22 protein-coding genes, 1 tRNA gene and 2 pseudogenes are annotated in these 23092 nt (G+C 36.7%); 23 read left to right on the top strand and 2 right to left on the bottom strand.

Annotated elements, in window-relative coordinates:
* Positions 1–6 precede the first annotated feature (6 nt).
* The gene (gene rsmG / locus ACTQXY_RS10175) at positions 7–720 is read left to right on the top strand and encodes a 16S rRNA (guanine(527)-N(7))-methyltransferase RsmG (protein ID WP_441659347.1); all 714 of its coding nucleotides are present in this window, start codon (positions 7–9) and stop codon (positions 718–720) included.
* Positions 721–767: 47 nt separating this feature from the next.
* Here rsmG and ACTQXY_RS10170 read toward each other — a convergent pair whose 3' ends face one another.
* Positions 768–1724, bottom strand: a complete 957-nt coding sequence (locus tag ACTQXY_RS10170; RefSeq protein ID WP_441659346.1) for an alpha/beta fold hydrolase — start codon at positions 1722–1724, stop codon at positions 768–770.
* A 221-nt stretch (positions 1725–1945) separates the two neighbouring features.
* Between ACTQXY_RS10170 and ACTQXY_RS10165 the strand changes: the two genes are divergently transcribed.
* From ACTQXY_RS10165 to ACTQXY_RS10125, 9 genes and pseudogenes are all read left to right on the top strand, one after another.
* Positions 1946–2713 carry a ParA family protein gene (locus tag ACTQXY_RS10165; RefSeq protein WP_441659345.1) on the top strand — a complete coding sequence of 256 codons (768 nt, stop codon included), beginning with the start codon at positions 1946–1948 and terminating at the stop codon, positions 2711–2713.
* A complete protein-coding gene (locus ACTQXY_RS10160) occupies positions 2713–3615 on the top strand; it encodes a ParB/RepB/Spo0J family partition protein (protein ID WP_441659344.1) in 903 nt (300 codons plus the stop codon). Before ACTQXY_RS10165 ends, ACTQXY_RS10160 begins: the two co-directional genes overlap by 1 nt.
* 23 nt (positions 3616–3638) lie before the next feature.
* Positions 3639–4175 (top strand): DUF4446 family protein, encoded by a 537-nt coding sequence (locus ACTQXY_RS10155; RefSeq protein ID WP_441659343.1) that lies wholly within the window; start codon positions 3639–3641, stop codon positions 4173–4175.
* A 19-nt stretch (positions 4176–4194) separates the two neighbouring features.
* Entirely contained in the window at positions 4195–5472 is a 1278-nt protein-coding gene (serS, locus tag ACTQXY_RS10150; RefSeq protein ID WP_004613271.1) for a serine--tRNA ligase, read from the top strand.
* Positions 5473–5487: 15 nt separating this feature from the next.
* Positions 5488–6363, top strand: a complete 876-nt coding sequence (locus ACTQXY_RS10145) for a DUF3881 family protein (protein ID WP_441659342.1) — start codon at positions 5488–5490, stop codon at positions 6361–6363.
* Between the two features lie 57 nt (positions 6364–6420).
* Positions 6421–6492, top strand: a tRNA-Arg gene (locus ACTQXY_RS10140).
* A gap of 137 nt (positions 6493–6629) precedes the next feature.
* Positions 6630–7604 carry a DUF4003 family protein gene (locus tag ACTQXY_RS10135; protein WP_441659341.1) on the top strand — a complete coding sequence of 325 codons (975 nt, stop codon included), beginning with the start codon at positions 6630–6632 and terminating at the stop codon, positions 7602–7604.
* Positions 7605–7610: 6 nt separating this feature from the next.
* Positions 7611–7948: pseudogene (locus ACTQXY_RS10130) on the top strand (DUF4869 domain-containing protein).
* A 9-nt stretch (positions 7949–7957) separates the two neighbouring features.
* Positions 7958–8170: a hypothetical protein gene (locus ACTQXY_RS10125; RefSeq protein ID WP_441659340.1), complete on the top strand. Its 213-nt coding sequence runs from the start codon at positions 7958–7960 to the stop codon at positions 8168–8170.
* 36 nt (positions 8171–8206) lie between these two features.
* Here ACTQXY_RS10125 and ACTQXY_RS10120 read toward each other — a convergent pair whose 3' ends face one another.
* Positions 8207–8473 (bottom strand): membrane dipeptidase, encoded by a 267-nt coding sequence (locus tag ACTQXY_RS10120; RefSeq protein WP_441659339.1) that lies wholly within the window; start codon positions 8471–8473, stop codon positions 8207–8209.
* 3 nt (positions 8474–8476) lie between these two features.
* On the opposite strand from ACTQXY_RS10120, the gene ACTQXY_RS10115 reads away from it, so the two are divergent.
* The 13 genes and pseudogenes from ACTQXY_RS10115 (at position 8477) to ACTQXY_RS10055 (ending at position 23011) form a co-directional block, all read left to right on the top strand.
* Positions 8477–9424: a helix-turn-helix domain-containing protein gene (locus ACTQXY_RS10115; protein ID WP_441659338.1), complete on the top strand. Its 948-nt coding sequence runs from the start codon at positions 8477–8479 to the stop codon at positions 9422–9424.
* 98 nt (positions 9425–9522) lie between these two features.
* A complete protein-coding gene (locus ACTQXY_RS10110; RefSeq protein WP_156554931.1) occupies positions 9523–10881 on the top strand; it encodes an MFS transporter in 1359 nt (452 codons plus the stop codon).
* 55 nt (positions 10882–10936) lie between these two features.
* Positions 10937–13303 carry an alpha-xylosidase gene (gene yicI / locus ACTQXY_RS10105; RefSeq protein WP_441659337.1) on the top strand — a complete coding sequence of 789 codons (2367 nt, stop codon included), beginning with the start codon at positions 10937–10939 and terminating at the stop codon, positions 13301–13303.
* Positions 13304–13386: 83 nt separating this feature from the next.
* Positions 13387–13500: pseudogene (locus ACTQXY_RS10100) on the top strand (Fic family protein); the annotation flags it as partial.
* 272 nt (positions 13501–13772) lie between these two features.
* Complete coding sequence (locus ACTQXY_RS10095) at positions 13773–14357, top strand: hypothetical protein (protein ID WP_441659336.1); 585 nt, start codon at positions 13773–13775, stop codon at positions 14355–14357.
* Positions 14358–14581: 224 nt separating this feature from the next.
* On the top strand, positions 14582–15214 hold the full coding sequence (locus ACTQXY_RS10090) for a GDSL-type esterase/lipase family protein (protein ID WP_441659335.1): 633 nt from the start codon (positions 14582–14584) through the stop codon (positions 15212–15214).
* A gap of 72 nt (positions 15215–15286) precedes the next feature.
* Positions 15287–16198, top strand: a complete 912-nt coding sequence (locus ACTQXY_RS10085) for a LysR family transcriptional regulator (RefSeq protein WP_373207250.1) — start codon at positions 15287–15289, stop codon at positions 16196–16198.
* Positions 16199–16256: 58 nt separating this feature from the next.
* Positions 16257–17396, top strand: coding sequence for a M20/M25/M40 family metallo-hydrolase (locus ACTQXY_RS10080; protein ID WP_441659334.1), 1140 nt, complete (start codon positions 16257–16259; stop codon positions 17394–17396).
* 152 nt (positions 17397–17548) lie between these two features.
* Positions 17549–18709 (top strand): aminotransferase class I/II-fold pyridoxal phosphate-dependent enzyme, encoded by a 1161-nt coding sequence (locus ACTQXY_RS10075; RefSeq protein ID WP_441659333.1) that lies wholly within the window; start codon positions 17549–17551, stop codon positions 18707–18709.
* Entirely contained in the window at positions 18684–19871 is a 1188-nt protein-coding gene (locus ACTQXY_RS10070; RefSeq protein WP_441659332.1) for a PatB family C-S lyase, read from the top strand. The genes ACTQXY_RS10075 and ACTQXY_RS10070 overlap by 26 nt, the downstream gene beginning before the upstream one ends.
* A gap of 303 nt (positions 19872–20174) precedes the next feature.
* A complete protein-coding gene (locus ACTQXY_RS10065) occupies positions 20175–20771 on the top strand; it encodes a hypothetical protein (RefSeq protein ID WP_441659331.1) in 597 nt (198 codons plus the stop codon).
* A 325-nt stretch (positions 20772–21096) separates the two neighbouring features.
* On the top strand, positions 21097–22164 hold the full coding sequence (locus tag ACTQXY_RS10060) for a glutathione S-transferase C-terminal domain-containing protein (protein WP_441659330.1): 1068 nt from the start codon (positions 21097–21099) through the stop codon (positions 22162–22164).
* A 28-nt stretch (positions 22165–22192) separates the two neighbouring features.
* A complete protein-coding gene (locus tag ACTQXY_RS10055; RefSeq protein WP_441659329.1) occupies positions 22193–23011 on the top strand; it encodes a transporter substrate-binding domain-containing protein in 819 nt (272 codons plus the stop codon).
* Positions 23012–23092 lie beyond the last annotated feature (81 nt).

Below are 23092 nucleotides of genomic sequence, written 5' to 3'. Positions count from 1 at the left end.
TTGTGAATGAGTCAGATATTTGAGAATAAGTTAAAAGAGCTTGGCATTGTATTAAATGATGAGCAGAAACGTCAATTTGATTCTTTTTATGAACTCTTGGTGGAATGGAATAAGGTCATGAATCTGACTGGTATTACCGAATATGAAGAGGTAAATGAAAAACATTTTGTGGATAGTTTGTCGATAACAAAGGCGATTGACATGAATTGTGTGGATAACTTGATTGATATTGGAACGGGGGCTGGTTTTCCGGGAATTCCGTTAAAGATTGCATTTCCTCATCTGAAAGTAGTATTGTTGGACTCATTAAATAAAAGAATTAAATTTTTGAATACAGTAATTGAGGAACTTGGATTGATTGACATAGAAACAATTCACGGAAGAGCAGAAGATTTTGCAAAAAAGGGAGAATATCGGGAACAATTTGATCTTTGTGTGTCAAGAGCAGTGGCAAACTTATCCACACTTTCTGAGTATTGCATGCCATATATCCACACTGATGGAAGATTTATCCCCTACAAGTCTGGAGAAATTGAGGAAGAGGTGACTGGGGCAAAAAAAGCAGTGCATGTGCTTGGTGGAAAAATTGAGGATGTGGTGAAGTTTCAACTTCCGGGAACTGAAATTGGTCGTTCTTTTGTAAAGATAAAAAAATATCAAAACACACCGAAAAAATATCCGAGAAAAGCGGGGTTACCTGCGAAGGAGCCAATAGCATAAAAAATCAGCATATCATCTAAGATGATATGCTGATTTTTTATGTATAATTATAATTCAAATAGAATTTTTATCTGTTCGAGCACTTTTTCTGGTACCTCTAATTGTGGCAAATATTTTGCTTTTTTAATTGTTTGCACTTCAATTGCAGGAGTATAAGACTGATATTGTTGCGCATATTCTTTGTAAGTAGGGTTTCCACTTCCAACTAAAATAAAAATACTATTATCAATATGAGTTAAACATTCTGTGATATTTGCAGTTGTATATTTTCCCTTGATACTTGCAAATAGATATTTAGATTGCGTTTTTGAAATCTGAGCGGATTCACAGTAAGTCTTAACTATTTCATCATCAACAAATTGAGGAGTGTAGAAGTATTCGGTCATAAAAGTTTGTTCAATACTGTCTTTGCTATGCAAAAGATTGAACAGAAGAGTTCCAATAAAAGGAATGTTAATAATAAATTTTAACATTTTTGTTCGTTTTGTAGGAACTTTTGAAATAGAGGAAATACTAGGAGGATTAATCAATAGTATTTTATCTATTATTTCGTCATTATTATGGCAAGCCATTAATACAAAAGAACAAGAGTTTCCAGTAACAATGATATCTGCCTTTTCACCAATAACATTGTTAATAAAGTCTGTGACTAATTGCACATATAAAAAGTTTGTGTAGGTAAAATTAGGTTTATCAGATTTTCCACATCCTAACAAGTCTAATGTATATACGGTATTTGTCTTAGAAAGATCAGAAACAATTCGATTCCACTCGTATTCTGAACTGCACGCTGAAAGATCGTGAATTAATAAAATTGGTTTGCCAGTGCCCTCTTTTGTATAGAAAATTTTTCCAAATCTCCATTCATAATAAAGACCTTCTTTTTTGCCGAGCAAATTATCAATAGTGGACATAAAATAAATAAGTTTATTGATAATGTGGATGATAAAGGTTGCTAAAATAGTTAAAGAAGCATAAGTTGCCAGTTTCTTCTTCCAGTTCATAAAGCACCTACCTTTCTTATAAATACTTTTCTTTTATTATACTACACAAAGGAAATCAATACAACAATGGAGTAAATGTTTCACGTGAAACATTTTTAATGTTACAGTTCACAGCAAATTTAATATTTTCCGTTTTTTTGTTTCACGTGAAACATTTTGTGTAGATTATAATTTAAAAAGGTGGTATAATTATCTGAGGACAGAAAGGGGTAGCTGAAAAAATGGGAAGAATAATAGCTGTAGCCAATCAAAAGGGTGGTGTGGGAAAAACAACAACTGCAATTAACCTATCTTCATGTTTGGCTTCATTGGGAAAAAAAGTATTAGCTATAGACATGGATCCGCAGGGGAATATGACAAGTGGTTTAGGGATTGATAAAAATGAGGTGAAATATACTGTTTATGATTTAATTCTTGGACAAGTTGATATTAAAAAAGTTATCTGTAAAAATGCTCTGGAAAATCTTGATATCTTACCGACAAATATAGATTTATCAGCTGCAGAAATTGAATTAATAGGAGTAGAAGAAAAAGAATTTATTATTCGAAAAGAAGTGGATAAAATTAGAGAAAACTATGATTTTATAATAATTGATTGTCCACCTTCATTAAGTATGCTCACAATTAATGCAATGACTACTGCTAATAGTGTATTGGTGCCCATTCAATGTGAATATTATGCATTAGAAGGATTAAGTCAATTGATACATACAATTGATTTGGTAAAGGAACGTTTGAATCCAGAACTAAAAATAGAAGGTGTTGTATTTACAATGTATGATGCCAGAACAAATTTATCTTTGCAAGTAGTGGAAAATGTAAAAGACAATTTACAACAAGCGATTTATAAAACAATTATCCCTAGAAATATCCGTCTTGCTGAAGCACCGAGTCATGGATTACCAATTAATTTGTATGACCCAAAGTCTGCAGGTGCAGAAAGCTATATATTATTGGCAGAAGAGGTAATTAATAAAGGAGAAGAATAATGGCAGTAAAGCGTGGAGGACTAGGAAAAGGACTAGATAGTCTGATTCCAGACCATAAGACCGTAAAAACAACTGAAAGGAAAAAGCAAGAAGTAGAAGAAAAAAAAGAAGGCGAACAGCTTATTAATATCAATAAAATAGAGCCAAACCATGAACAACCAAGAAGAAATTTTGAAGAAGATTCGTTGTTGGAACTTGCTGATTCTATTAAGCAGTTTGGTGTGCTACAGCCTTTGATTGTTCAAAAAAGACATGATTATTATGAAATTATTGCAGGTGAAAGACGTTGGAGAGCTGCAAAAATGGCTGGAATAAAAGAAATTCCGGTAATTATTAAAGAATATACGAAAAGAGAGGCAGTTGAGATTGCTTTAATTGAAAATATTCAAAGAGAAAATTTGAATCCAATTGAAGAGGCAATGGCGTTCAAACGACTTTTGACAGAATTTTCGCTCAAACAAGATGAAGTAGCAGAGCGTGTTTCAAAAAGCAGAACAACAGTTACAAATTCTATGCGTCTTTTAAAGTTGGATGAAAGAGTTCAACAGATGATTGTAGATGATATGATTTCTACAGGACATGCGAGAACATTGCTTGCAATTGAAGATCATGAAGAACAATATAATCTGTCAAATAAAATTTTTGATGAAAAATTAAGTGTGCGAGAGACAGAAAAATTAATTAAGGAGCTAAAAAATCCAAAAAAAGAAAAAGAAAAAAAAGTCATAGAACATGATTTTATTTATAAAGATTTAGAAGAGAGAATGAAAACAGTCATGGGAACAAAAGTTCATGTCAATCCAAAAACAAAGGGAAAAGGAAAAATCGAAATTGAATATTATTCGGATGAAGAGCTCGAACGTATATTCGAGTTAATTATGACTGTTACAAATAATTCATAAGGGTAAAAGAGGAAATTTGTAATATGGAAAGTAAGTTATTAGAAACAATAGGGATTGATCCCGGTATTATTTTAATTGTGATGTGCCTTTTTATAATTGTATTATTTTTTATTGCAATTAGCACTAGTATGAAATATAATCGATTAAAAGCCAGTTACGTAGCGTTTATGCGTGGAAAAGATGGTAAAACTTTAGAAGATAGCATTTTTGAGAAGTTTAGTGAACTAGATAATATGTCAGAGACTGTTGAAAAAAATAATAAAGATATTCGAGAACTTAACAAAAAGGTCAGAGGAAATTATCAAAAAATGGGAATTGTGAAGTATGATGCCTTTAATGAGATGGGGGGAAAGCTAAGCTTTACAATTACATTGTTGGATGGAAAAGATAATGGATTTATTTTAAATTCTATGCATAGCAGAGATGGCTGTTACAATTATGTAAAAGAGATTGTAAACGGACAAAGCTATATCGAACTGTCAGAAGAAGAAGCAGAATCATTGGAAAAAGCAATGTATCAAGAAACATTTGGACTTGATTTAAAAAATATCAAAAAGTAGAGAGTAGAGGAGAAAAAACATGTTAGATATTAAATTTTTAAGAGCAAACCCGGAAATTGTAAAACAAAATATTAAGAATAAATTTCAGGACAGTAAATTACCACTTGTGGATGAAGTGATTGAACTGGATTTGAGAAACAGAGAAATCAAACAGGAAGTAGAAGCGCTGAGAGCAGAAAAAAACAAGGTGTCAAAACAAATTGGTGCGTTGATGGCTCAGGGAAAAAAAGAAGAAGCAGAAGAAGTCAAAAAGCGTATTGCTGAAGATGGACAAAAGATTGAACAGCTTTCTGTAGAAGAAAAAGAAGTGGAAGAAAAGATCAAAACAATTATGATGACAATTCCAAATATTATTGATCCGTCTGTTCCAATCGGAAAAGATGACAGCGAAAATGTGGAATTGCAGAAATATGGAGAACCGGTTGTTCCGGATTTTGAAATCCCATATCATACAGAAATTATGGAAAAATTTAATGGTATTGATCTTGAAGCAGCTGGAAAAGTAGCTGGAAACGGTTTCTACTATTTAATGGGAGATATCGCAAGATTGCATTCAGCAGTGATTTCTTACGCACGTGATTTCATGATTGACAGAGGATTTACGTACTGTATTCCTCCATATATGATCAGAAGTAACGTTGTTACAGGCGTTATGAGCTTTGCAGAAATGGATTCCATGATGTATAAAATTGAAGGAGAAGATTTGTATCTGATTGGAACAAGTGAACATTCTATGATTGGTAAATTTATTGATACAATGTTAGAAGAAGAGACTCTTCCTAAAACATTGACATCATATTCACCATGTTTCCGTAAAGAAAAAGGTGCTCATGGTATTGAAGAACGTGGTGTATATCGTATTCACCAGTTCGAAAAACAAGAAATGATCGTTGTGTGTAAACCAGAAGAGAGCATGGAATGGTATGATAAAATGTGGCAGAATACAGTGGATCTGTTCCGTTCATTAGATATTCCAGTTCGTACTTTAGAGTGCTGTTCAGGAGATTTGGCAGATTTAAAAGTGAAATCTGTCGATGTAGAAGCATGGTCACCAAGACAGCAAAAGTATTTTGAAGTAGGAAGCTGCTCAAATCTTGGAGATGCACAGGCAAGAAGGTTAAATATTCGTGTAAAAGGGAAAGATGGCAAGTATTTTGCTCATACACTTAATAATACAGTAGTTGCTCCGCCGAGAATGTTGATTGCATTTTTGGAAAATAATTTACAGGAAGATGGTTCTGTAAAGATTCCAGCTGCATTACAGCCATACATGGGTGGAAAAACAGAGATTAGATAATAGAAAGGTAAAAACGTGCATAAGTATTTAAAAGCAATCGGTTTTACAGAGTTAAAGAAAAAGCAGGAGATTCGAGAGATACTAAAGCAGACCGCAGACAAATTTGATTCGCAACGGGCAGTATCTTTGGATGGAACATCAGAATTTTGTGAGTTAAAAAAACAATATGGTGACAATGTAGGGATTTCTGTGTACGGAGAGATGGATCAGGATAAAATCTTCGAGAGGGAATATTATGTGCCATATTTTGAAGGCTCAGGAATCACAACTTATGCGGATGTGCTTGTGGAGCGACGCATTGAAAAAGAGATGTATGTCGGAATCTGCGAGGATGTAAAGGTGGGAGCAAGTATTATTTTCCATATACAAAATGCAATTGAGTATATGAAAGAAAAGCAGCTTGGCGGACTTGCAAAGAAAACAACATCCGTGACGCTATCCGGACTTGGATCTTCCGGAATGATTCTTTTCCCGATTTCAAAAGATGAACATTTGGAAAAGACAAGAAAAGAAGAGGAGCGCAATCGCATGATGCTTTTGAGTGCAGCTAGAAATGGCGATCAGGAGGCAATGGAAAGTCTCACTTTGGATGACATTGATACCTATTCCAAAGTATCAAAGCGATTGATTACAGAAGATATTTTTACGATTGTAGAGACATATTTCATGCCGTATGGTGTGGAATGCGACGAGTATTCGATTTTGGGAGAAATCATAGATTTGCGCAAAACACAGAACAAAGTAACGCAGGAAACGCTCTACATAATGACATTGGATGTGAATGAATTACAATTTGATGTGTGTATTCCTGAAAAAGAAGTTATGGGAGTTCCGGAAGTTGGAAGACGATTCAAAGGAAATATCTGGCTTCAAGGAAAAATCAATTTTTAAAAACACTTCACAACATCTCTCATTCGTGGTAGAATGAGAGATGTTGAAAATAAAAATGTTCCCTTAGTTAAATGGATATAACAAGTGCCTCCTAAGCACTAGTTGTGAGTTCGATTCTCGCAGGGAACGGTTGAAAAATTGGTTGCTCGTTTGGGCTAGACATAAAGTAAAGTCTAGCTTAAACGAGCATTTTGTATCATATTTATTCATATTAATTGGAAATTCCAATAAATCCTAAAAAGATTGATTATTGTGGGAGGTTTGAAATGAACACAATTGTACGAGAAAAATGCGATTTACTAATCAAAAATAAAGATACACTCCGTCAGGTTTTTAGATTAGACGGAGATATGATGATGCTCGCGGGCAGTTCTTTTTATGTCGGCATAGATGTGGAAGCAGATGCAGACAAGATAAAGTACTGTGAACAGATATTGAAAAAGAACACAAAGATGCTTTCAGAGTTTCGTGGAAATGTGAGAATTCCAGTTCTTTGTAAAATGGCTATTGCCAAAGAGCCACAAGATTATTTGATATCTGTTCAGCGTATTGTGGAGCAAATGAAACATTTGAGGTGGATGAATGGGGAGTATAAAGTACTTGCAGCCATGATAATTCAAGATCATGAGGATTCATTTGCAATACCCGCTATTATAGATAAGATGACGAATATTTTTCATGGTATGAAAGAAACCCACCCTTGGTTGACTTCAGATGAAGACCTTCCGTTTGCGGCAATGCTAGCAGTTTCAGATCTAGACACTGATCAGCTCATAGAGGAAATGGAGGCCTGTTATCAAATGATAATCAAAACATTTCCTGATAAGAATGCATCTCAGTCTTTAAGTCACGTATTAGCAATTGATCCGTCAAAAACAGTTGTGAAATGCAATCGTATTCAAGACATCTTTGCAACATTAAAAGAGAGAAAGCATAAGTTCGGTACAGGATATGAACTGGCAATTTTGGGGACAATGTCAATGTTAGAGTGTTCGGTAGAGCAGATTGTAGAAGAAATTATTGAAGCCGATGACTATTTAAAGACAAAAAAAGGATTTGGAAACTTTACGATGGGAGAGAAAAGAAGACGAATGTATGCAGCACTTATGGTAATGGATACACATATACCACCAGCCGCTAGAAGCCATCAAGCCTTGCTGAACTCAACATTAGCACTTGTTATTGCTATGGAGATTTGTATGATTCTTATTATGACCGCTGTTATTACAACAACAAACTAATGCAAAATTCATCCACCGACTTATTTTGATAATCAATATGAGGATGAATGGATTACAAATGAATTATCAATTAAGATGATTAAAGATGTTGATAAATCAGAGGTGGTGTAAAGACATTAATGCTAATGGCATTTGATCAATCTGGAAAGGTATTTAATGCATCCGCATGTGGAGACAATTGTGCAAAATGGATTCTGTCTATAGCAAAGACAAAGGATTTAACAATAAATCTGAGACATATTATGGATTTTGGAGAAGAAGATTTTGAAATGGAAATTCTCAATGCAGGTGATATTGTTTATAATATGTTGGAATTTGTTAATATTGCAGGAGAGTATGTATAGGTGAGATAAATGAAGGGAAAACATAAAATTGTCGTAAAAAATAATCGTCTGCATTATGAATTTGAGATTAAGAGAAATATTACAATTATTCAAGGCGATAGTGCTACAGGGAAAACGACTTTAATTAACATGTTGCATCAGGCAGAAAACCTGGGAGAATCCAGCGGAATTGATGTGATTTCAGATGTTCCATGCGGAATATTAGAAGGAAATAATTGTTAACGTTATGCAAGGAATTAACACCGCATTCGGGGACTCCTAAGAAGCGACTATATACATCACCAAATAGTTTTTAGAAATTTGAAATAGGAGTTCGACTTTAATCCGGAACGTTGTATAATAACTAAAGAGCGTTGCTAAAGAAGAAGAAATAGCCGCGGGTATAGTGATTATTCCGAAATCCGATCCAATCCCTACACAGTATTCACCACCTTTATGAATGAAATGTAACACATGGCGAACTAAATCTTCAATCATACAATTTTCTGACGGCTGCGTGGAAAATAGACAAAAAAAGTGTTTCATGCTATGATAGTACAAAAAGAAGGCGATGAAATAAAGAACATGACAGCATATGAGAAGAAAATAATAATGGAAAACGGAACCCGGCATGAGATTGTATCGAGTAATTACGATGTAGATGTTAGATTCTATCTGTCAGTAGATGAGGGAAGCTATGTTGCTCCGCACTGGCATAACAGTCTGGAGATTATATATATGCTGGAAGGCAGTATGAAGGTAAAGTGCGAGAATAAAGAGATGGACGTACAGGCAGGAGATATCAGTCTGATTAATTCAAGAGAGATTCATTCTTTCTGGAGTACTCCGAATAAATCTCTGGTATTACAAGTCCCGGAAAAACTCCTGGAAAAATATATATCAGACTATGAACTTGTAAAATTTCATGTAGATCCGCATCCTGGAAAAGAGACAGAAAATACAAAGCTGGAATGGCTGAAAAAAGTATGCTACGACATGTATGTGATATATGAGGTGCGGCCAGAGGGATACCTTTTTAAATTTAAAAGTCTGTTGTATGATTTGCTATACATGCTCATCCATTCATATTCTGTGAAAATGATAGAAAAAGAAGTAAACAGAAATAACAAGAATCGTGAGCAGATTAAGCAGATTCTGCGTTATCTGGACAGGAATCATGCACATCAGATAACTGTACAGGAGACCGCAGAAGAATTCGGTTATAACCCAGACTATCTTTCTAGAATGTTGAGGCAACAGATTGGACTGACTACAATGGAGTATCTATATGAAGTTCGGATGAATTATGTATATCAAGATCTGATGAATACAGAAGACTACGTCAGTGAGATATTTACCAGACATGGATGTACAAATTATAAGGTGGCTATGCGGTGGTTTAAAAGACGTTATCACTATACTCCATCCCAGCTTCGCAGGCAGAGACTTGACAAAATGGAAGTTGTTGTGAATACAGAAAAATATGTAATTAAATAAAAAGTCGGAAATGTACCTAATAATAGTAGTTTATACCCCTAATACGAGCAAAGAACATCTGATAGAATGTACCTATCAAAAAACAAAGGAGTAAAGTAATGGAAACTACAAAGATTAGTATCAAAGAACGATTTGCATATGGTTGTGGGGACCTTGGCTGTAATATTATCTATTCAGCAATGTCCTCATTTCTTTTGTTTTATTACACAGACTATGTAAAAGTCAGTGCATTGACAATTGGAACAATCATGCTGATCTCGAGATTATTTGACGGTGTAACAGACTTGATTATGGGAGTAATCGTAGACAGAACAAAGTCCAGATTTGGAAAATGTCGTCCATGGATCTTAAGAATGGCGATTCCATTCGCAATCGCAGCAGTGCTATTATTCTCAGTTCCTTCCGGATTAGGGGATAAGGCAAAAATCGTATACATATTTATTACATACAACCTGGTATCATCCGTTGTATATACGGCAATCAACGTACCGTATTCAACATTGAATGCATTGATTACACAGGATCAGTACGAAAGATCAGTTCTCAGTATCTTCCGTATGACGCTTGCAACAACAGGAACACTGCTTATTACAAACCTGACTCTTCCATTGGTAGAGTTCTTTGGAGATAATTTATCTGCATGGACGAAGACATTTGCTGTGTTTGGGGTGCTGTCAATCGTAATCTTTCTGATTACATTTACAGGAACGAAAGAAAGAGTAAAACCATCCGCTAAGAGCAAACACGAAAAACTTCCATTCCTTAAGGGAATCAAAGTGTTATTCTGTAATAAGTACTGGATGATGATCACACTGACACTAGTATGTATCTTTATCCAATATTCGTTAAATGGCGGCGCAGCCGTTTATTATGCAAAAGTTGTTCTTCACAATGAAAAATTGGTTGGACCGATGAACCTTGTGGCAAGTGTGGTTCAGATTATTGCGATGTTCTTCACAGCTTTTATTATCAAACGTATTGGTAAAAAAAATATGCTGATCATAGGCGTAATCATATATGGACTTGGATTTGGAATGTTTCAGTTCGTTGGAACAAGTTATTTTGGAATTATGTTTGCATCAGCATTAAAGGGGATTGGTAATGCTGGTATTTCGTCTTGTATGTTCGCTATTGTATCCGATACGATCGAATACGGAGAATGGAAGACCGGATATCGTACAGAAGGTTTGATCAATAGTGCATCAAGTTTTGGCTTCAAAGTTGGAAATGGTCTTGGATCTGCAATGCTTGGATGGATCCTTGCACTCGGAAATTATGCGGAAAATGCTTCCGTACAGAGTGCATCTTCTGTTATGGCAATCAAGGCACTGTTCATTTATATTCCGGTTGCAGTTGCTATTTTTCAGATTGTAATCATGTTGTTCTACAAACTGGATAAAGAATACGACGGAATTGTCGAAGATCTTAAAAATGGAAAAGGTGCAAAAGAAGCATAAAGATAATTATACCAATTGAGAAATACCGATTATAGAATTAAGGAGATAAAAAATCATGAAATTTACAGAAGGATATTGGGAAAAGAGTGAACGCGCCAATGCTTCTCATGCTATGCAGGCATTTATCGTAGAAGAGATTCCAAATGGTATGCGTATGATAGCTCCATTTCATAAAATCACTGACCGTGCAGGTGCGTTGGATGTAGGAACAATCACAACAGAATTTACAGCGACAAGAAAAGACATCATCAGTGTAAGAAGCTGGCATTTTGAAGGATATAAGAAGAAAGAACCAAGATTTCAGCTGAATACAGATGTGCAGGATGTGACCGTTGAAATAAATGAAAAAGAAGCGGTAATGACAGCCGGAAGAATGCAGGTTCTTATAGACAGAGAAGAATTCAGGATTACATATATGGCAGATGGGAAAGAACTTACAACTTGCGGATTCCGCAATCTTGGATATATGCAGTATGACAGAGAATGCCTGACAAAATTCCCACAGGAAAATTATATGGCAGCCAAATATACTCCATATATGTCCACAGAGTTGTCACTGGCACCAGGAGAATGTGTCTATGGTCTGGGAGAGAGATTTACTTCTTTCGTAAAAAACGGTCAAGTAGTAGATTGCTGGAATGAAGATGGTGGAACTGCGTCACAGATTTCTTATAAAAATATTCCGTTCTATATGACAAATAAGAATTACGGCGTACTGGTGGATCACACAGATAACGTATCATTTGAAGTCGCAAGCGAGAAAGTAGAGTATGTAGGATTTTCCGTAAAGGGAGAGGAAATCCGTTTCCATCTGATATATGGGGATACAATGAAAGAGGTAATCCGCAATTATACAGATCTGACTGGAAAACCGGCCCTTCCACCGACATGGTCATTCGGACTTTGGCTTACAACTTCATTTACAACAAACTATGATGAAAAAACAACAAGTTCATTCATTAACGGAATGGCTAAGAGAGATCTTCCACTAGAAGTATTCCACTTTGACTGTTTCTGGATGAAAGAATTCCACTGGTGTGATTTCGAATGGGATAACCGCATCTTCCCGGATGCAAAGGGAATGTTACAAAGATATAAAGAAAAAGGACTGAAGATTTGTGTATGGATCAATCCATATATTGCACAGGGAACAGAATTTTTCCGTGAAGGTCTCGAAAAGGGTTATCTGTTAAAAAGAGCAGATGGCATGGGCATTAAGCAGGTAGATAACTGGCAGCCTGGAATGGGACTTGTAGATTTTACAAATCCTGACGCAACCAAGTGGTATACAGATAAACTGCGTACACTGCTGGATATGGGTGTTGACTGTTTTAAGACAGACTTTGGCGAAAGAATTCCTGTTGATGTAGAGTACTTTGACGGTTCAGATCCTGGGTGTATGCACAATTATTATACACAGTTATATAACCAGGCTGTATTTAAACTTTTGGAAGAGGAAAAAGGCGAAGGAGAAGCCGTATTATTTGCAAGAAGTGCTACAGTTGGAGGACAGCAATTCCCAGTACACTGGGGCGGTGACAGCTCGGCATCCTATGCATCTATGGCAGAAAGTTTAAGAGGCGGACTTTCCTTTACAATGTCAGGTTTCTCATTCTGGAGTCATGATATGGGAGGATTTGAGCTGACAGCAAGCCCTGATGTATATAAGAGATGGTTACAGTTCGGTCTGCTATCTTCTCACAGCCGCCTGCATGGTTCAAAAAGTTACAGAGTGCCGTGGCTGTTTGATGATGAAGCTGTAGATGTGTGTCGAAAATTTACAAAACTGAAACTTCGCCTAATGCCATATATTTATCAAATGGCGGTAAATTCTCATCATACAGGAATTCCGACAATGCGTTCTATGGTTATGGAATTTGAAGATGATCCGGCAACTAAGTATCTGGATATGCAATATATGCTTGGAGACAACATTTTGGTTGCACCGGTATTTTCAGCAGACGGAGATGTAGAATACTACCTTCCGGAAGGTACATGGACCCATCTCCTAAGTAGGGAAGTAAAACAGGGCGGAAGATGGTATAAAGAAAATTATGATTTCATGTCACTTCCAGTGTATGTAAGAGACAACACACTTCTTGCACTCGGAAATAACGAAAAAACAGCGGATTATGAGTTCACAAACGGCGTGGAGATACGTGTTTATGAAGTAAAGGATGGATGCAAGACCTCCTGTCTGGTGCCAGATCAGAAAGGACAGACAGCATTGACAGTGGAAGCTTTCCGCGAGAATAGTAAGTTAACATTGACAAGTACCGGAGAAAATCAGAATATGAGATATGTTCTGGAAAATGTAACAAATGTAAGTAACGTGACTGGCGCCGCCAAAGTAGAAGAAACAGCCGCGGGTATAGTGATTATTCCGGAGGCAGATGAAGTCGTAGTGGAATTTGGTATTTGATTTATATGATTAATCATCAAAAGAAAGAGCTAATCAATTATTTTATTGAAGAGCGTATGCTTTCAGACATTGATTTAGCAAAGATTTGTTATTTCCTTTGTATCCATCCATTTAATAACGAAAACGAAAGAATGAGCAGACTACTGACTTTATTGCTTTTGTATCAAAATGGATACGAAGTTGGAAAGTATATCAGTTCCTGGCGAGGATTGACAGGACAGCATGGTGCTTCTAGACACTAGTTGTGAGTTCGATTCTCGCAGGGAACGCTGAAGAAGAGTGAAGATGATGAGAGGTAGAGACATTATCTTCACTCTTTTTACATAGAAAAATCCTTTGGAATCCTATGCAGTAAAAAACACTTGATTATATGGAGAAAGGGGTGTAGATATATAAATATAGACTCCCAAGAGATTCAAAGGAAAGGAGAAGAATCCATCAAAAATGATAATGGATTATATAAGAAAAAATGAATTATAAAAAATCTTCTAAAAAATCCAATATTCCTGTAAGTCCGGCAAGGGATAAATTCAATACAATTCTTCTTATTCTTATGTTTGGTTCCATAATTACGCTTGTAGTTTTGAGTTTTGGGGCTGCAGTTATGTCAAGTTATGGACGTTTTCAAGAGGGAATGTCCGGGCTATTGATCGGAACGTTTTTAACAAGAATTGCATATTGTTTATGCATGCTTTCGATACCTGTAATTCTATACAAGAAAGTAGTAAAAAATAAAATATTACGAGGTGGTTTAATATTTGTGGTGCTACTTATTGTATTTTTTACATTTCGCAATCCTGTTTCAGATTTATGGTATTTAGATAATCCGAAAACGACACAGTTGGAAAATGCTTATATGACTGTAAACCGTGGAGGTAAGCGGAATTTTTATCATCTGTGCGGAAATGACAAGGATGGTAAGCAATATAGTTTTGATATAAATAAAAAAAGATATCGTTCTGAAAATAATCTGTTGGAAGAAATTGAGCAAACGGTTACGGTTACATATCTTCCTCATACAGAAATTATTCTTGATATAGAATACAAAATTTAAAAAACGCATAAAAAATGCGGTAATCGAGGCGCAAATGGGAATCCTGAATGCATTGGCTATATTTCTACCATAGGGAAAAACAAAAAATATAGATACTCTGATATAATAAAAACCTATAACCAGCTCAAAAAATCATATAGTTGCCTTTAACTAAAAAATAGTGTAAATTGAATTTAGATGAGAACACTAATTTGGAGAAAAAGTTTTAAAGGCGGGAAATAGGTATGAAGCAGTTGTTATGTTATGGAGATTCAAATACATGGGGATTAATTCCGGGAACTAAGGAACGTTATCCGTGGGGGATCCGATGGACCAGTATTTTACAGGAAAAACTGGGAAATGCAGATGTACATGTGATTGAAGAGGGATTGTGCGGAAGGACAACCGTGTTTGAGGACTACTACAGAAAAGGCAGAAAAGGGATTGCAACGCTTCCGCTTGTTTTGGAATCGCAATGTCCGATTGATGCCGCTGTCCTGATGCTTGGAACCAATGATTGCAAAGCCTGTTATCATAATTCGCCTTATATCATTGCCAAGGGATTGGAACAGTGTGTGGACGAATTGCTGCATTACATAGAGCCGGAAAAAATTGTAATTGTCTCGCCGATTCATTTGGGAGAAGATGTGTGGGAAGAGCAGTTTGATCCCGAATTTGATCAGAAATCGGTTGAGATTTCAAAGGGATTGAAAAAGGAATATCAAAAAATTGCAAAACAAAAGCAGGTACACTTTTTGGCTGCATCCGATTTTGTGAATCCAAGTGACGAGGACAGAGAACATATGGACGAAGCGGGTCATGCAGTGTTTGCAGAGCAGGTTTTAAAGGTTTTGCATCAAAATCATGTGCTTGAATAATCAGCCACAGTTTCACGCAGGAAGCAGGAGCTTTTGAAAACGGTATTTTTATTATCAGATGAGGAGAATGGTATGACAATTACACAATTAAAATATGTGATTACGGTTGCGGAATCTAATTCTATGAACGAAGCGGCTGGAAAACTGTTTATTTCACAGCCGAGTTTATCTGCATCTATTAAAGAATTGGAGAATGAAATTGGGATTGAGTTGTTTCGAAGAACGAATCGCGGTATTACGATAACTCCGGAAGGAAAAGAATTTGTCGGATATGCAAAGCAGACTGTACAGCAGTATGAGCTGATGGAAGCGAAGTATGTCAGTAAAAAAGAATTGAAAAAGAAGTTCAGTGTTTCTACTCAACATTACGCCTTTGCGGTCAATGCTTTTGCGGAGATGGTCAAGCAGTTTGGTATGGAGGAATATGAATTTGCGATACATGAAACAAGAACCTATGATGTGATTGAGGATGTCAAAAATTTTAGGAGTGAGATTGGAATTTTATATTTGAATGATTTTAACAGAAATGTATTGTCCAAGCTTTTTTCGGAGAATAATCTGGAATTTCATGCACTGTTAAACTGTGGTATCTATGCTTATATGTGGAAAAAACATCCGCTTGCAAATGAGAAGCTGGTCAGTCTGGAGCAGCTTAATGACTATCCGTGTCTTGCTTTTGATCAGGGCAGCAATAATTCATTTTATTTTGCTGAAGAAGTGTTATCTACGTACGAATACAAACAGTTAATCCGCGCCAATGACAGGGCAACCTTGTTAAATTTGATGGTTGGTCTAAAAGGATATACTCTTTGCTCCGGAATCTTGTGTGAGGATTTGAACGGATCGAGCTATTGTGCGGTGAAACTGGATTCAGATGAAATTATGACAGTGGGATATCTGATTCGTAAGGGAATGAATATCAGCCCACTGGGTCAGAAATATTTGGAAGAAATTCTGAAATTTAAGGATAAGGCGCTGATCTAATCGCAAAGTTGCATCATGAACTTATCGTAATCGTATTGTAAATGGGAAGGAGCAGATTATGCAGACAATCAGAGCAAATGAACAACGGATAAAGGAACTATTTACAGAACTGGTTTCTATTGATTCGATAAGCTTTTCGGAGCGAAATATGGCTGATCGTTTAAAAGAAATTCTTAGAGAGACTGGTTTTGAAGTGATGGAGGATTGCGCCGGAGAACTTTATGGAGGAAATGCGGGAAATGTATATGGATTTTTAAAGGGAACGGTGCCGGGACCTGCAACATTGTTTGTGGCTCACATGGATACCGTGCAGCCGGGAATATCCAAAAAAGCAGTTTTCCATAAAAATGGGAGAATCACTTCTGATGGAAGTACAATATTGGGAAGTGATGATGTTGCAGGAATTGTAGAGATTATAGAAGGAATCCGTTATATTCAGGAGCACAATATTCCGTATGGAGATGTTGAGATTTTATTTCCAATCGCAGAAGAATTATATGATAAGGGCAGTAAGGCTTTTGACTTTTCAAACATAAAGGCAAAACAGGCATACGTATTGGATTTAAGCGGGCATGTCGGGAAGGCAGCGCTGCGTGCGCCGTCCATTGTTTCTTTTAAAATAGAAATCCGAGGGAAGGCTTCACATGCAGGATTTGCACCGGAAAAAGGGATCAATGCCATTGCACTGATGGCAGAGGGCATTTCAAAAATCAGGCAGGGCAGAATGGAAGATGACACAACTCTGAATATTGGTTTGATTCGTGGGGGAAGTATGACCAATATTGTATCTGAAAACTGTGTTTGTGAAGGAGAAATCCGTGGTTATCATCACGAGCAGGTTATGGAACTGCTGGGAAAAATAAACAATGTATTTCAAAATGTCATTGAAAATGCACAGGGACAGGATAAGGATGCAGAATTGTTTTTTTCACATGAAGTCAATATAAAGGCCTATGCGGTAGCTGAAAATTCCACTGTAGTACAAAAGTTTTGCAATGCATGTAAAAAAATCGAGATAGAAGCTGAATTGACGGAAACATTTGGCGGAAGTGATAATAATGTGATTGTCAATAAAGGAATAGAGGGAGTGGTGCTTTCGTGCGGAATGAACAATGCACATTCAGTCAACGAGTATATAGAGCTTGAAGATCTGATAAAAGGAGCAGAGTTAGTAGGCGCACTGATTTCACAGGAATAAGGGAAATATAGTACAAATCCTGTGTCTGTAATAGTTTTTGGCTATAACAGGCGGTTGTTTATATGTATTGGCTTTTTCCATAACCTGAATGTTATACTGCTTTTAGAATAAATCCGATTGAAACGATCGGAAAAGAGAGCGAGGAGATAGGAATGGATTTAAGTATTGAAAGTCGATGTATACATTTGGAACATGATCATGGAGAAAACCGTTTTGGAGCTATCAGTTTTCCAATTTACCAGACGGCAACATTTTCGCATCCGGGATTAGGAGAGAGTACCGGTTATGATTATACGCGCATGCAAAATCCGACAAGGGAACATTTAGAAAAGACGGTGGCTGCCTTGGAAAAAGGATGCGACTGTATAGCTTTTTCATCCGGAATGGCAGCGATCACTACCGTAATGGAGCTGTTTAAACCGGGAGATCATCTGATTGCGGATGCGGATCTTTATGGTGGAACAATCCGACTGTTTGATCATATCAGCCGAAAGAACGGTATCGAGATTACATATGTCAATTGCAGTAGAGATGATGTGAAGGCTTATATCAGAGAAAATACGAAGGCGGTTTTCATAGAGACGCCAACCAATCCTATGATGAATATAACGGATATTGAAGCACTGGCAGAGATAACGAAAGAAAACCATTTGCTGCTAATTGTGGATAATACATTTTTATCACCTTATCTGCAAAATCCATTGACGCTTGGGGCGGATATTGTGGTACACAGTGGCACCAAATATTTGTCTGGGCATAATGATACGATTGCGGGATTTGTAATTGTGAGTGATAACGAATTGAGTGATCGGCTTCGATTTCTTTATAAGACGACCGGCGCCGGATTGTCACCGTTTGACAGCTGGCTTTTGTTAAGAGGAATCCAGACACTTGCTGTCAGAATGGATAGAGCTCAGGAAAATGCGCAAAAGCTTTCTGAATGGCTGTTGAGTCGGGACGAGGTAACGAAGGTGCTATATCCCGGATTAAAAGAGCATCCAGGATATGATGTGATGAAAAAACAGGCACGGGGATTTGGCGCAATGCTCACGTTTGATGTAAAAGACAAAGAAATCGCTCAAAGACTGCTTAAAAACGTGCAGTTGATCCGGTTTGCCGAGAGTCTTGGAGGTACGGAGACGCTGTTGACGTATCCGATCACACAGACACATGCAGATGTGCCAAAAGATGTTTTGGAAAAGAATGGAATTACCGAAAGGACACTCCGTATGTCGGTGGGAATCGAGAATGTAGGGGACTTAATTGCGGATTTGGAGGAGGCTTTTTATGGCGGAGAAGAATTTGAATTTTGAACAGGTAATTGAACGACGCGGAACCGATTGTCTGAAATATGATTTTGCTTCCAAAAGAGGTTTGCCGGAAGGTGTCCTTCCTTTGTGGGTTGCGGATATGGACTTCCGGATTTCGTCCTATATTCAGGAGGCTCTTTTTGAACAGGTAGAACATGGGATTTACGGATATACAGATACCTTGGATGAATATTATCAGGCAGTAAACAAATGGCTTGGCAATCATTATGGATACAACGTTTTGGAAGAGGAAATCGTTAAGACTCCCGGTGTTGTATATGCGATCAGTATGGCGATACAGGCTTTTACCAGACCAGGTGATGCCGTATTAATCCAGCAGCCGGTTTATTATCCGTTTAGCAGTGTGATCCTGGACAACAAACGAGAACTTGTCAGCAATGATCTGGTATATGACAAAGAAAATCTGACCTATCATATTGACTTTGCCGATTTTGAAAAAAAGATTGTGGAAAACAGAGTGAAATTGTTTTTGCTTTGTAATCCTCATAATCCGGTAGGACGGGCATGGAATAGGGAAGAACTGATTCAAATTGGGGAAATCTGCAGTAAACATGGAGTAATTGTTTTCAGTGATGAGATTCATGCTGATTTTGTCTGGAAAGGAAAACATCAGGCATTTCTTACCGCAAAAGGGGGATTTGAGCAGATTGCCGTGACAGCAACAGCCCCAAGTAAAACATTTAATCTGGCAGGACTGCAGGTATCTAATCTGGTGATAAAGAATAAGCAGCTGCGACAAAAGTTTCAGGCGGCATTGGATGCTTCAGGATATAGTCAGCTGAATGCAGCCGGACTGATTGCCTGTAAGACTGCGTATCAATCTGGGGAAGAGTGGTATGAGGCTGTCAAAAAATATATTCAAAGCAATATTGAATTTATGATGTCCTATTTAAAAGAAAACATTCCGCAGATAAAAATGATTTATCCAGAGGCAACCTATCTTGTCTGGGTAGATTGCAGCGGTCTTGGACTGACGGACGAAGAGTTAGAAGATCTGGTTGTGAAAAAAGCAAATCTATGGCTGGATAGCGGGTGCATTTTCGGGGATGTCGGAAGGGGATTTCAGAGATTTAATGTGGCATGTCCGAGAAAAATCCTCAAGCAGGCTTTGGAGCAGCTCAAAGAGGCTTTTTCTTTTTTGTGATTGGGTAGTCAAGAGAAAAATGTTGACAAATAGTTCTGGTTTTATTAATCTGTAGTTAGATAAAACTAACTTGAAAATTAGGAAGGGAGGATTTTAATGCAAAATAGAAATTTGAAAAAAATAGTGATATTAGTATGTATATGTTTACTCTCTACACCAATAGCGACTATTATTTCGGATTGTATAGATATAACTACTACTGAATATGCTATAAGCAGAATTTCTAATTATTCATGGAGCATTAGAATTGCGTGTCTTATGTTATCTATGTATTTTATTTTTGACAGAAAGAGGAACTGATTTATGAAGAAAACGATATCATTATTGTTAGCAGTTGCTATAATATTAACTGGAAACACTTTAAGTGTTCATGCAAAAACGAAACAAGAAAACTTACCTGATAGTGAAGTAGTTGAAGAATTTGATGTTTTTGATACAAATATTATTGATGAAACAGAAGAAATACCTGATATTCAAACAAGAAGCCATATTACATATAAAGTAACAAAATTAAATTGTTCAAGTGAAATAGGAGCATATACAGGACAGTCTGTTTCAGGAGAACCTGGTGTAACTATTTCTTTAAGCCAAATGAAAGCGACATCCTTTTCTGCAAGTTCAAATGTTGCGTGGAATGTAAAAGAAAAAGCTCAAGCAACATTAGGTTTTAGTTTTAGTAAAAGTTATACAATAGGGCATTCAGGTTCAAAAAAAGTTCCGAGTACATACAATGGTAGAAAAGTTAAAAGAGCCGAACTGAAAGCTTATAGATTATATGACAAACATACTTTTAAAGTAACATGGACAAGCATTCATGTAAAACAGCCTCAATATTACGGTACATATTGGGCGAAAAAACCAAGTGGTTATCATTATAAAATGGTATATTATTACAAATAAAACAAATGTGTTTTAAATTTGATTTCGTTAAAGCATCGAAAAGAAGACCGGATATTTCAGTAAGTAATCTGGTCTTCTTTTTTGACTTTTAATATCATATCAAGGCTCATTCAGTTGTGGTAAATTCGTGGGAAAATGGGTGTTTTCTATCCTTTAAAATGCTTGAAAGTATAGTATTTATAAAGATAATCGAAAATTAGATATAATTATGGAACATAGGGGCATTAGCTATTCTCTATAACCGGTCTTATATTTTATGTATTATACAAGTAGAAAAATTGCGAGTATACTGCAAACATAAAATTAATTTCAGGAGGATGATATTATGAGTGGAGTAGAAAACAATTCAGTAGTATGGACAGATGAAGAAATTGAGCTGGAAGCCAAAGAAAGAAATGTCAGACCAAGACCACAGGAAACAAAATCAGAAATTGATAACAGAGGTGCTTTTGTCCGACAACCAAATCGTTTTAGAACACCGTTTGGTGATAAAGAAGGAGAATTAAAAGCGGAAAAGGGACGATATCGACTGTTTTGGGCAAAGGGGTGCCACTGGTCAAACAGAGCATCTATTGTGCGAGAGCTGTTAGGGCTGGAGGATGCCATCAGTGTACAGATTGTGACGAGTACCGGACAGAGCAATAAATACGGATGGGGATTTGAAGATCAGCCAAATCACGAGGATCCGGTAACAAAAGCAAAATTCCTAAGTGAGTTTTATTTCAATGCAGATCCGGATTATGACGGAAGGGCAACGGTTCCATCACTTGTGGATACAACGACGAATAAGATTGTGAACAATGACTACCACAGACTGACCAATTATTTTGAAGTGGCATTTGAACCTTGGCAGGCAGAAGATGCGCCGGATTTATACCCTGAACATTTGAGAAAAGAAATTGATATCTTGAACGACTGGCTGTTCCCGAACATCAATAATGCGCACTATAGAATGGCATTTAGTCAAAGCCTGGCGGCATATAACGAAGCGTATGATGACTTTTTCAATGCTATGGATAAGCTGGAGGAAAGACTGGAATATAACCGTTTCCTGTTTGGAGATTATGTGACAGATAGCGATGTCCGTTTCTTTGTGACATTGGCAAGATGGGATTCTTACTATTACAGAAATTTAGGTCCTCAGAAAAAACGAATGACAGAGTACAGAAACATTTGGGCTTATGCAAGAGATTTATATGAAATTCCTGCATTTAAAAACAATACATATTTCAAGGATTTTTCAAGAGAGCCTAAAAACAGTACGATTTTTAATTCCTATAACGCCAAATTTGTAGATCAGATTGATTTCGAGGAGCTATGGTCGACACCACAGACAAGAAGATTTTTATCCAGAACGCCGGAAGAAAAGTTTTTAAGAAAAAATAAAAAGTAATTATAAAAAAGGGGGAGCAGAACAGATTATGAAGAAAAGAAGTTTATTAAAATCAGTATTAGCAGTAGGACTTGCAGCAACAATATTGGCTGGCTGCGGTAACAATGCAAAACAGGAAGCAACAGATAAAACAACCATTAAAGTTGCTACTAGCGGAACAACCAATCCGTATACCACCATCGGAGATGATGGGGAAAACACAGGATATGATATAGATGTGTTAAAGGCTGTATTTAAAAAACTTCCGCAATATAACTTAGAGTTTGTGACAACGGATTTCGGTTCGATGTTTGAAGGGACATTGAGTGGTTCTTACGATATTGCAGTCAATAACTTCTCGTACAGTGAAAAGCGTTCCAAAAGCTATTTATACAGCTATCCATACGATGAGATTTCCTATGTATGGGTTACGAAAAAGGGAAATGATTCCATCAATTCTTTTGAAACGGCAGCAGGCAAGACAACAGTTGTTTCATCCGGTGTTTCCATTACCCTTGCGGAAGAAAAATGGAATGAAGAAAATCCGGATAAACAGACGAATTTGACTTATTCCGAGCAGGAAACACCGGTGACTTTACAACAGATTGAAGATGGAAGTGTGGATTATGTCATCATTGATTATGCGATGTTCAAAGCATATCAGGATGTCTATAACTTTGATCTTCAGGCGACAGACGTAAGTCCCGAAGATACGGAAATGATTGCGGAAAATAATTATGCATACTATTTATTTGCATATGACCATGAACAGCTGCGTGATGAAGTGAATACCGTTTTGAAAGAGCTGAAAGCAGACGGAACATTAGCAGCACTCGGAGAAAGACTAACTATTAAAAGTCAAGTCTAAAATGAAAGGTTTTTAAATGAATTGCAAAAATGCATTTCAGATATAGTTGAACCTTGAAAACTGCATGACAAACAGAGTGTC

It is taken from the genome of Faecalimonas sp. LCP19S3_D12 (assembly GCF_052121495.1).
Taxonomy (GTDB): Bacteria; Bacillota; Clostridia; order Lachnospirales; family Lachnospiraceae; genus Faecalimonas.
The sequence above is the reverse complement of the archived record's forward strand: the minus strand, read 5'-3'. Positions and strand labels throughout refer to the sequence as shown.

What these genes read in the sequence shown, in the direction of transcription:
- rsmG (WP_441659347.1), top strand. Translation starts at nt 7, where the DNA reads ATGAGTCAGATATTTGAGAATAAGTTAAAAGAGCTTGGCATTGTATTA.
- ACTQXY_RS10170 (WP_441659346.1), bottom strand. Translation starts at nt 1,724, where the DNA reads ATGAACTGGAAGAAGAAACTGGCAACTTATGCTTCTTTAACTATTTTA.
- ACTQXY_RS10165 (WP_441659345.1), top strand. Translation starts at nt 1,946, where the DNA reads ATGGGAAGAATAATAGCTGTAGCCAATCAAAAGGGTGGTGTGGGAAAA.
- ACTQXY_RS10160 (WP_441659344.1), top strand. Translation starts at nt 2,713, where the DNA reads ATGGCAGTAAAGCGTGGAGGACTAGGAAAAGGACTAGATAGTCTGATT.
- ACTQXY_RS10155 (WP_441659343.1), top strand. Translation starts at nt 3,639, where the DNA reads ATGGAAAGTAAGTTATTAGAAACAATAGGGATTGATCCCGGTATTATT.
- serS (WP_004613271.1), top strand. Translation starts at nt 4,195, where the DNA reads ATGTTAGATATTAAATTTTTAAGAGCAAACCCGGAAATTGTAAAACAA.
- ACTQXY_RS10135 (WP_441659341.1), top strand. Translation starts at nt 6,630, where the DNA reads ATGAACACAATTGTACGAGAAAAATGCGATTTACTAATCAAAAATAAA.
- ACTQXY_RS10125 (WP_441659340.1), top strand. Translation starts at nt 7,958, where the DNA reads ATGAAGGGAAAACATAAAATTGTCGTAAAAAATAATCGTCTGCATTAT.
- ACTQXY_RS10120 (WP_441659339.1), bottom strand. Translation starts at nt 8,473, where the DNA reads ATGAAACACTTTTTTTGTCTATTTTCCACGCAGCCGTCAGAAAATTGT.
- ACTQXY_RS10115 (WP_441659338.1), top strand. Translation starts at nt 8,477, where the DNA reads ATGATAGTACAAAAAGAAGGCGATGAAATAAAGAACATGACAGCATAT.
- ACTQXY_RS10110 (WP_156554931.1), top strand. Translation starts at nt 9,523, where the DNA reads ATGGAAACTACAAAGATTAGTATCAAAGAACGATTTGCATATGGTTGT.
- yicI (WP_441659337.1), top strand. Translation starts at nt 10,937, where the DNA reads ATGAAATTTACAGAAGGATATTGGGAAAAGAGTGAACGCGCCAATGCT.
- ACTQXY_RS10095 (WP_441659336.1), top strand. Translation starts at nt 13,773, where the DNA reads ATGAATTATAAAAAATCTTCTAAAAAATCCAATATTCCTGTAAGTCCG.
- ACTQXY_RS10090 (WP_441659335.1), top strand. Translation starts at nt 14,582, where the DNA reads ATGAAGCAGTTGTTATGTTATGGAGATTCAAATACATGGGGATTAATT.
- ACTQXY_RS10085 (WP_373207250.1), top strand. Translation starts at nt 15,287, where the DNA reads ATGACAATTACACAATTAAAATATGTGATTACGGTTGCGGAATCTAAT.
- ACTQXY_RS10080 (WP_441659334.1), top strand. Translation starts at nt 16,257, where the DNA reads ATGCAGACAATCAGAGCAAATGAACAACGGATAAAGGAACTATTTACA.
- ACTQXY_RS10075 (WP_441659333.1), top strand. Translation starts at nt 17,549, where the DNA reads ATGGATTTAAGTATTGAAAGTCGATGTATACATTTGGAACATGATCAT.
- ACTQXY_RS10070 (WP_441659332.1), top strand. Translation starts at nt 18,684, where the DNA reads ATGGCGGAGAAGAATTTGAATTTTGAACAGGTAATTGAACGACGCGGA.
- ACTQXY_RS10065 (WP_441659331.1), top strand. Translation starts at nt 20,175, where the DNA reads ATGAAGAAAACGATATCATTATTGTTAGCAGTTGCTATAATATTAACT.
- ACTQXY_RS10060 (WP_441659330.1), top strand. Translation starts at nt 21,097, where the DNA reads ATGAGTGGAGTAGAAAACAATTCAGTAGTATGGACAGATGAAGAAATT.
- ACTQXY_RS10055 (WP_441659329.1), top strand. Translation starts at nt 22,193, where the DNA reads ATGAAGAAAAGAAGTTTATTAAAATCAGTATTAGCAGTAGGACTTGCA.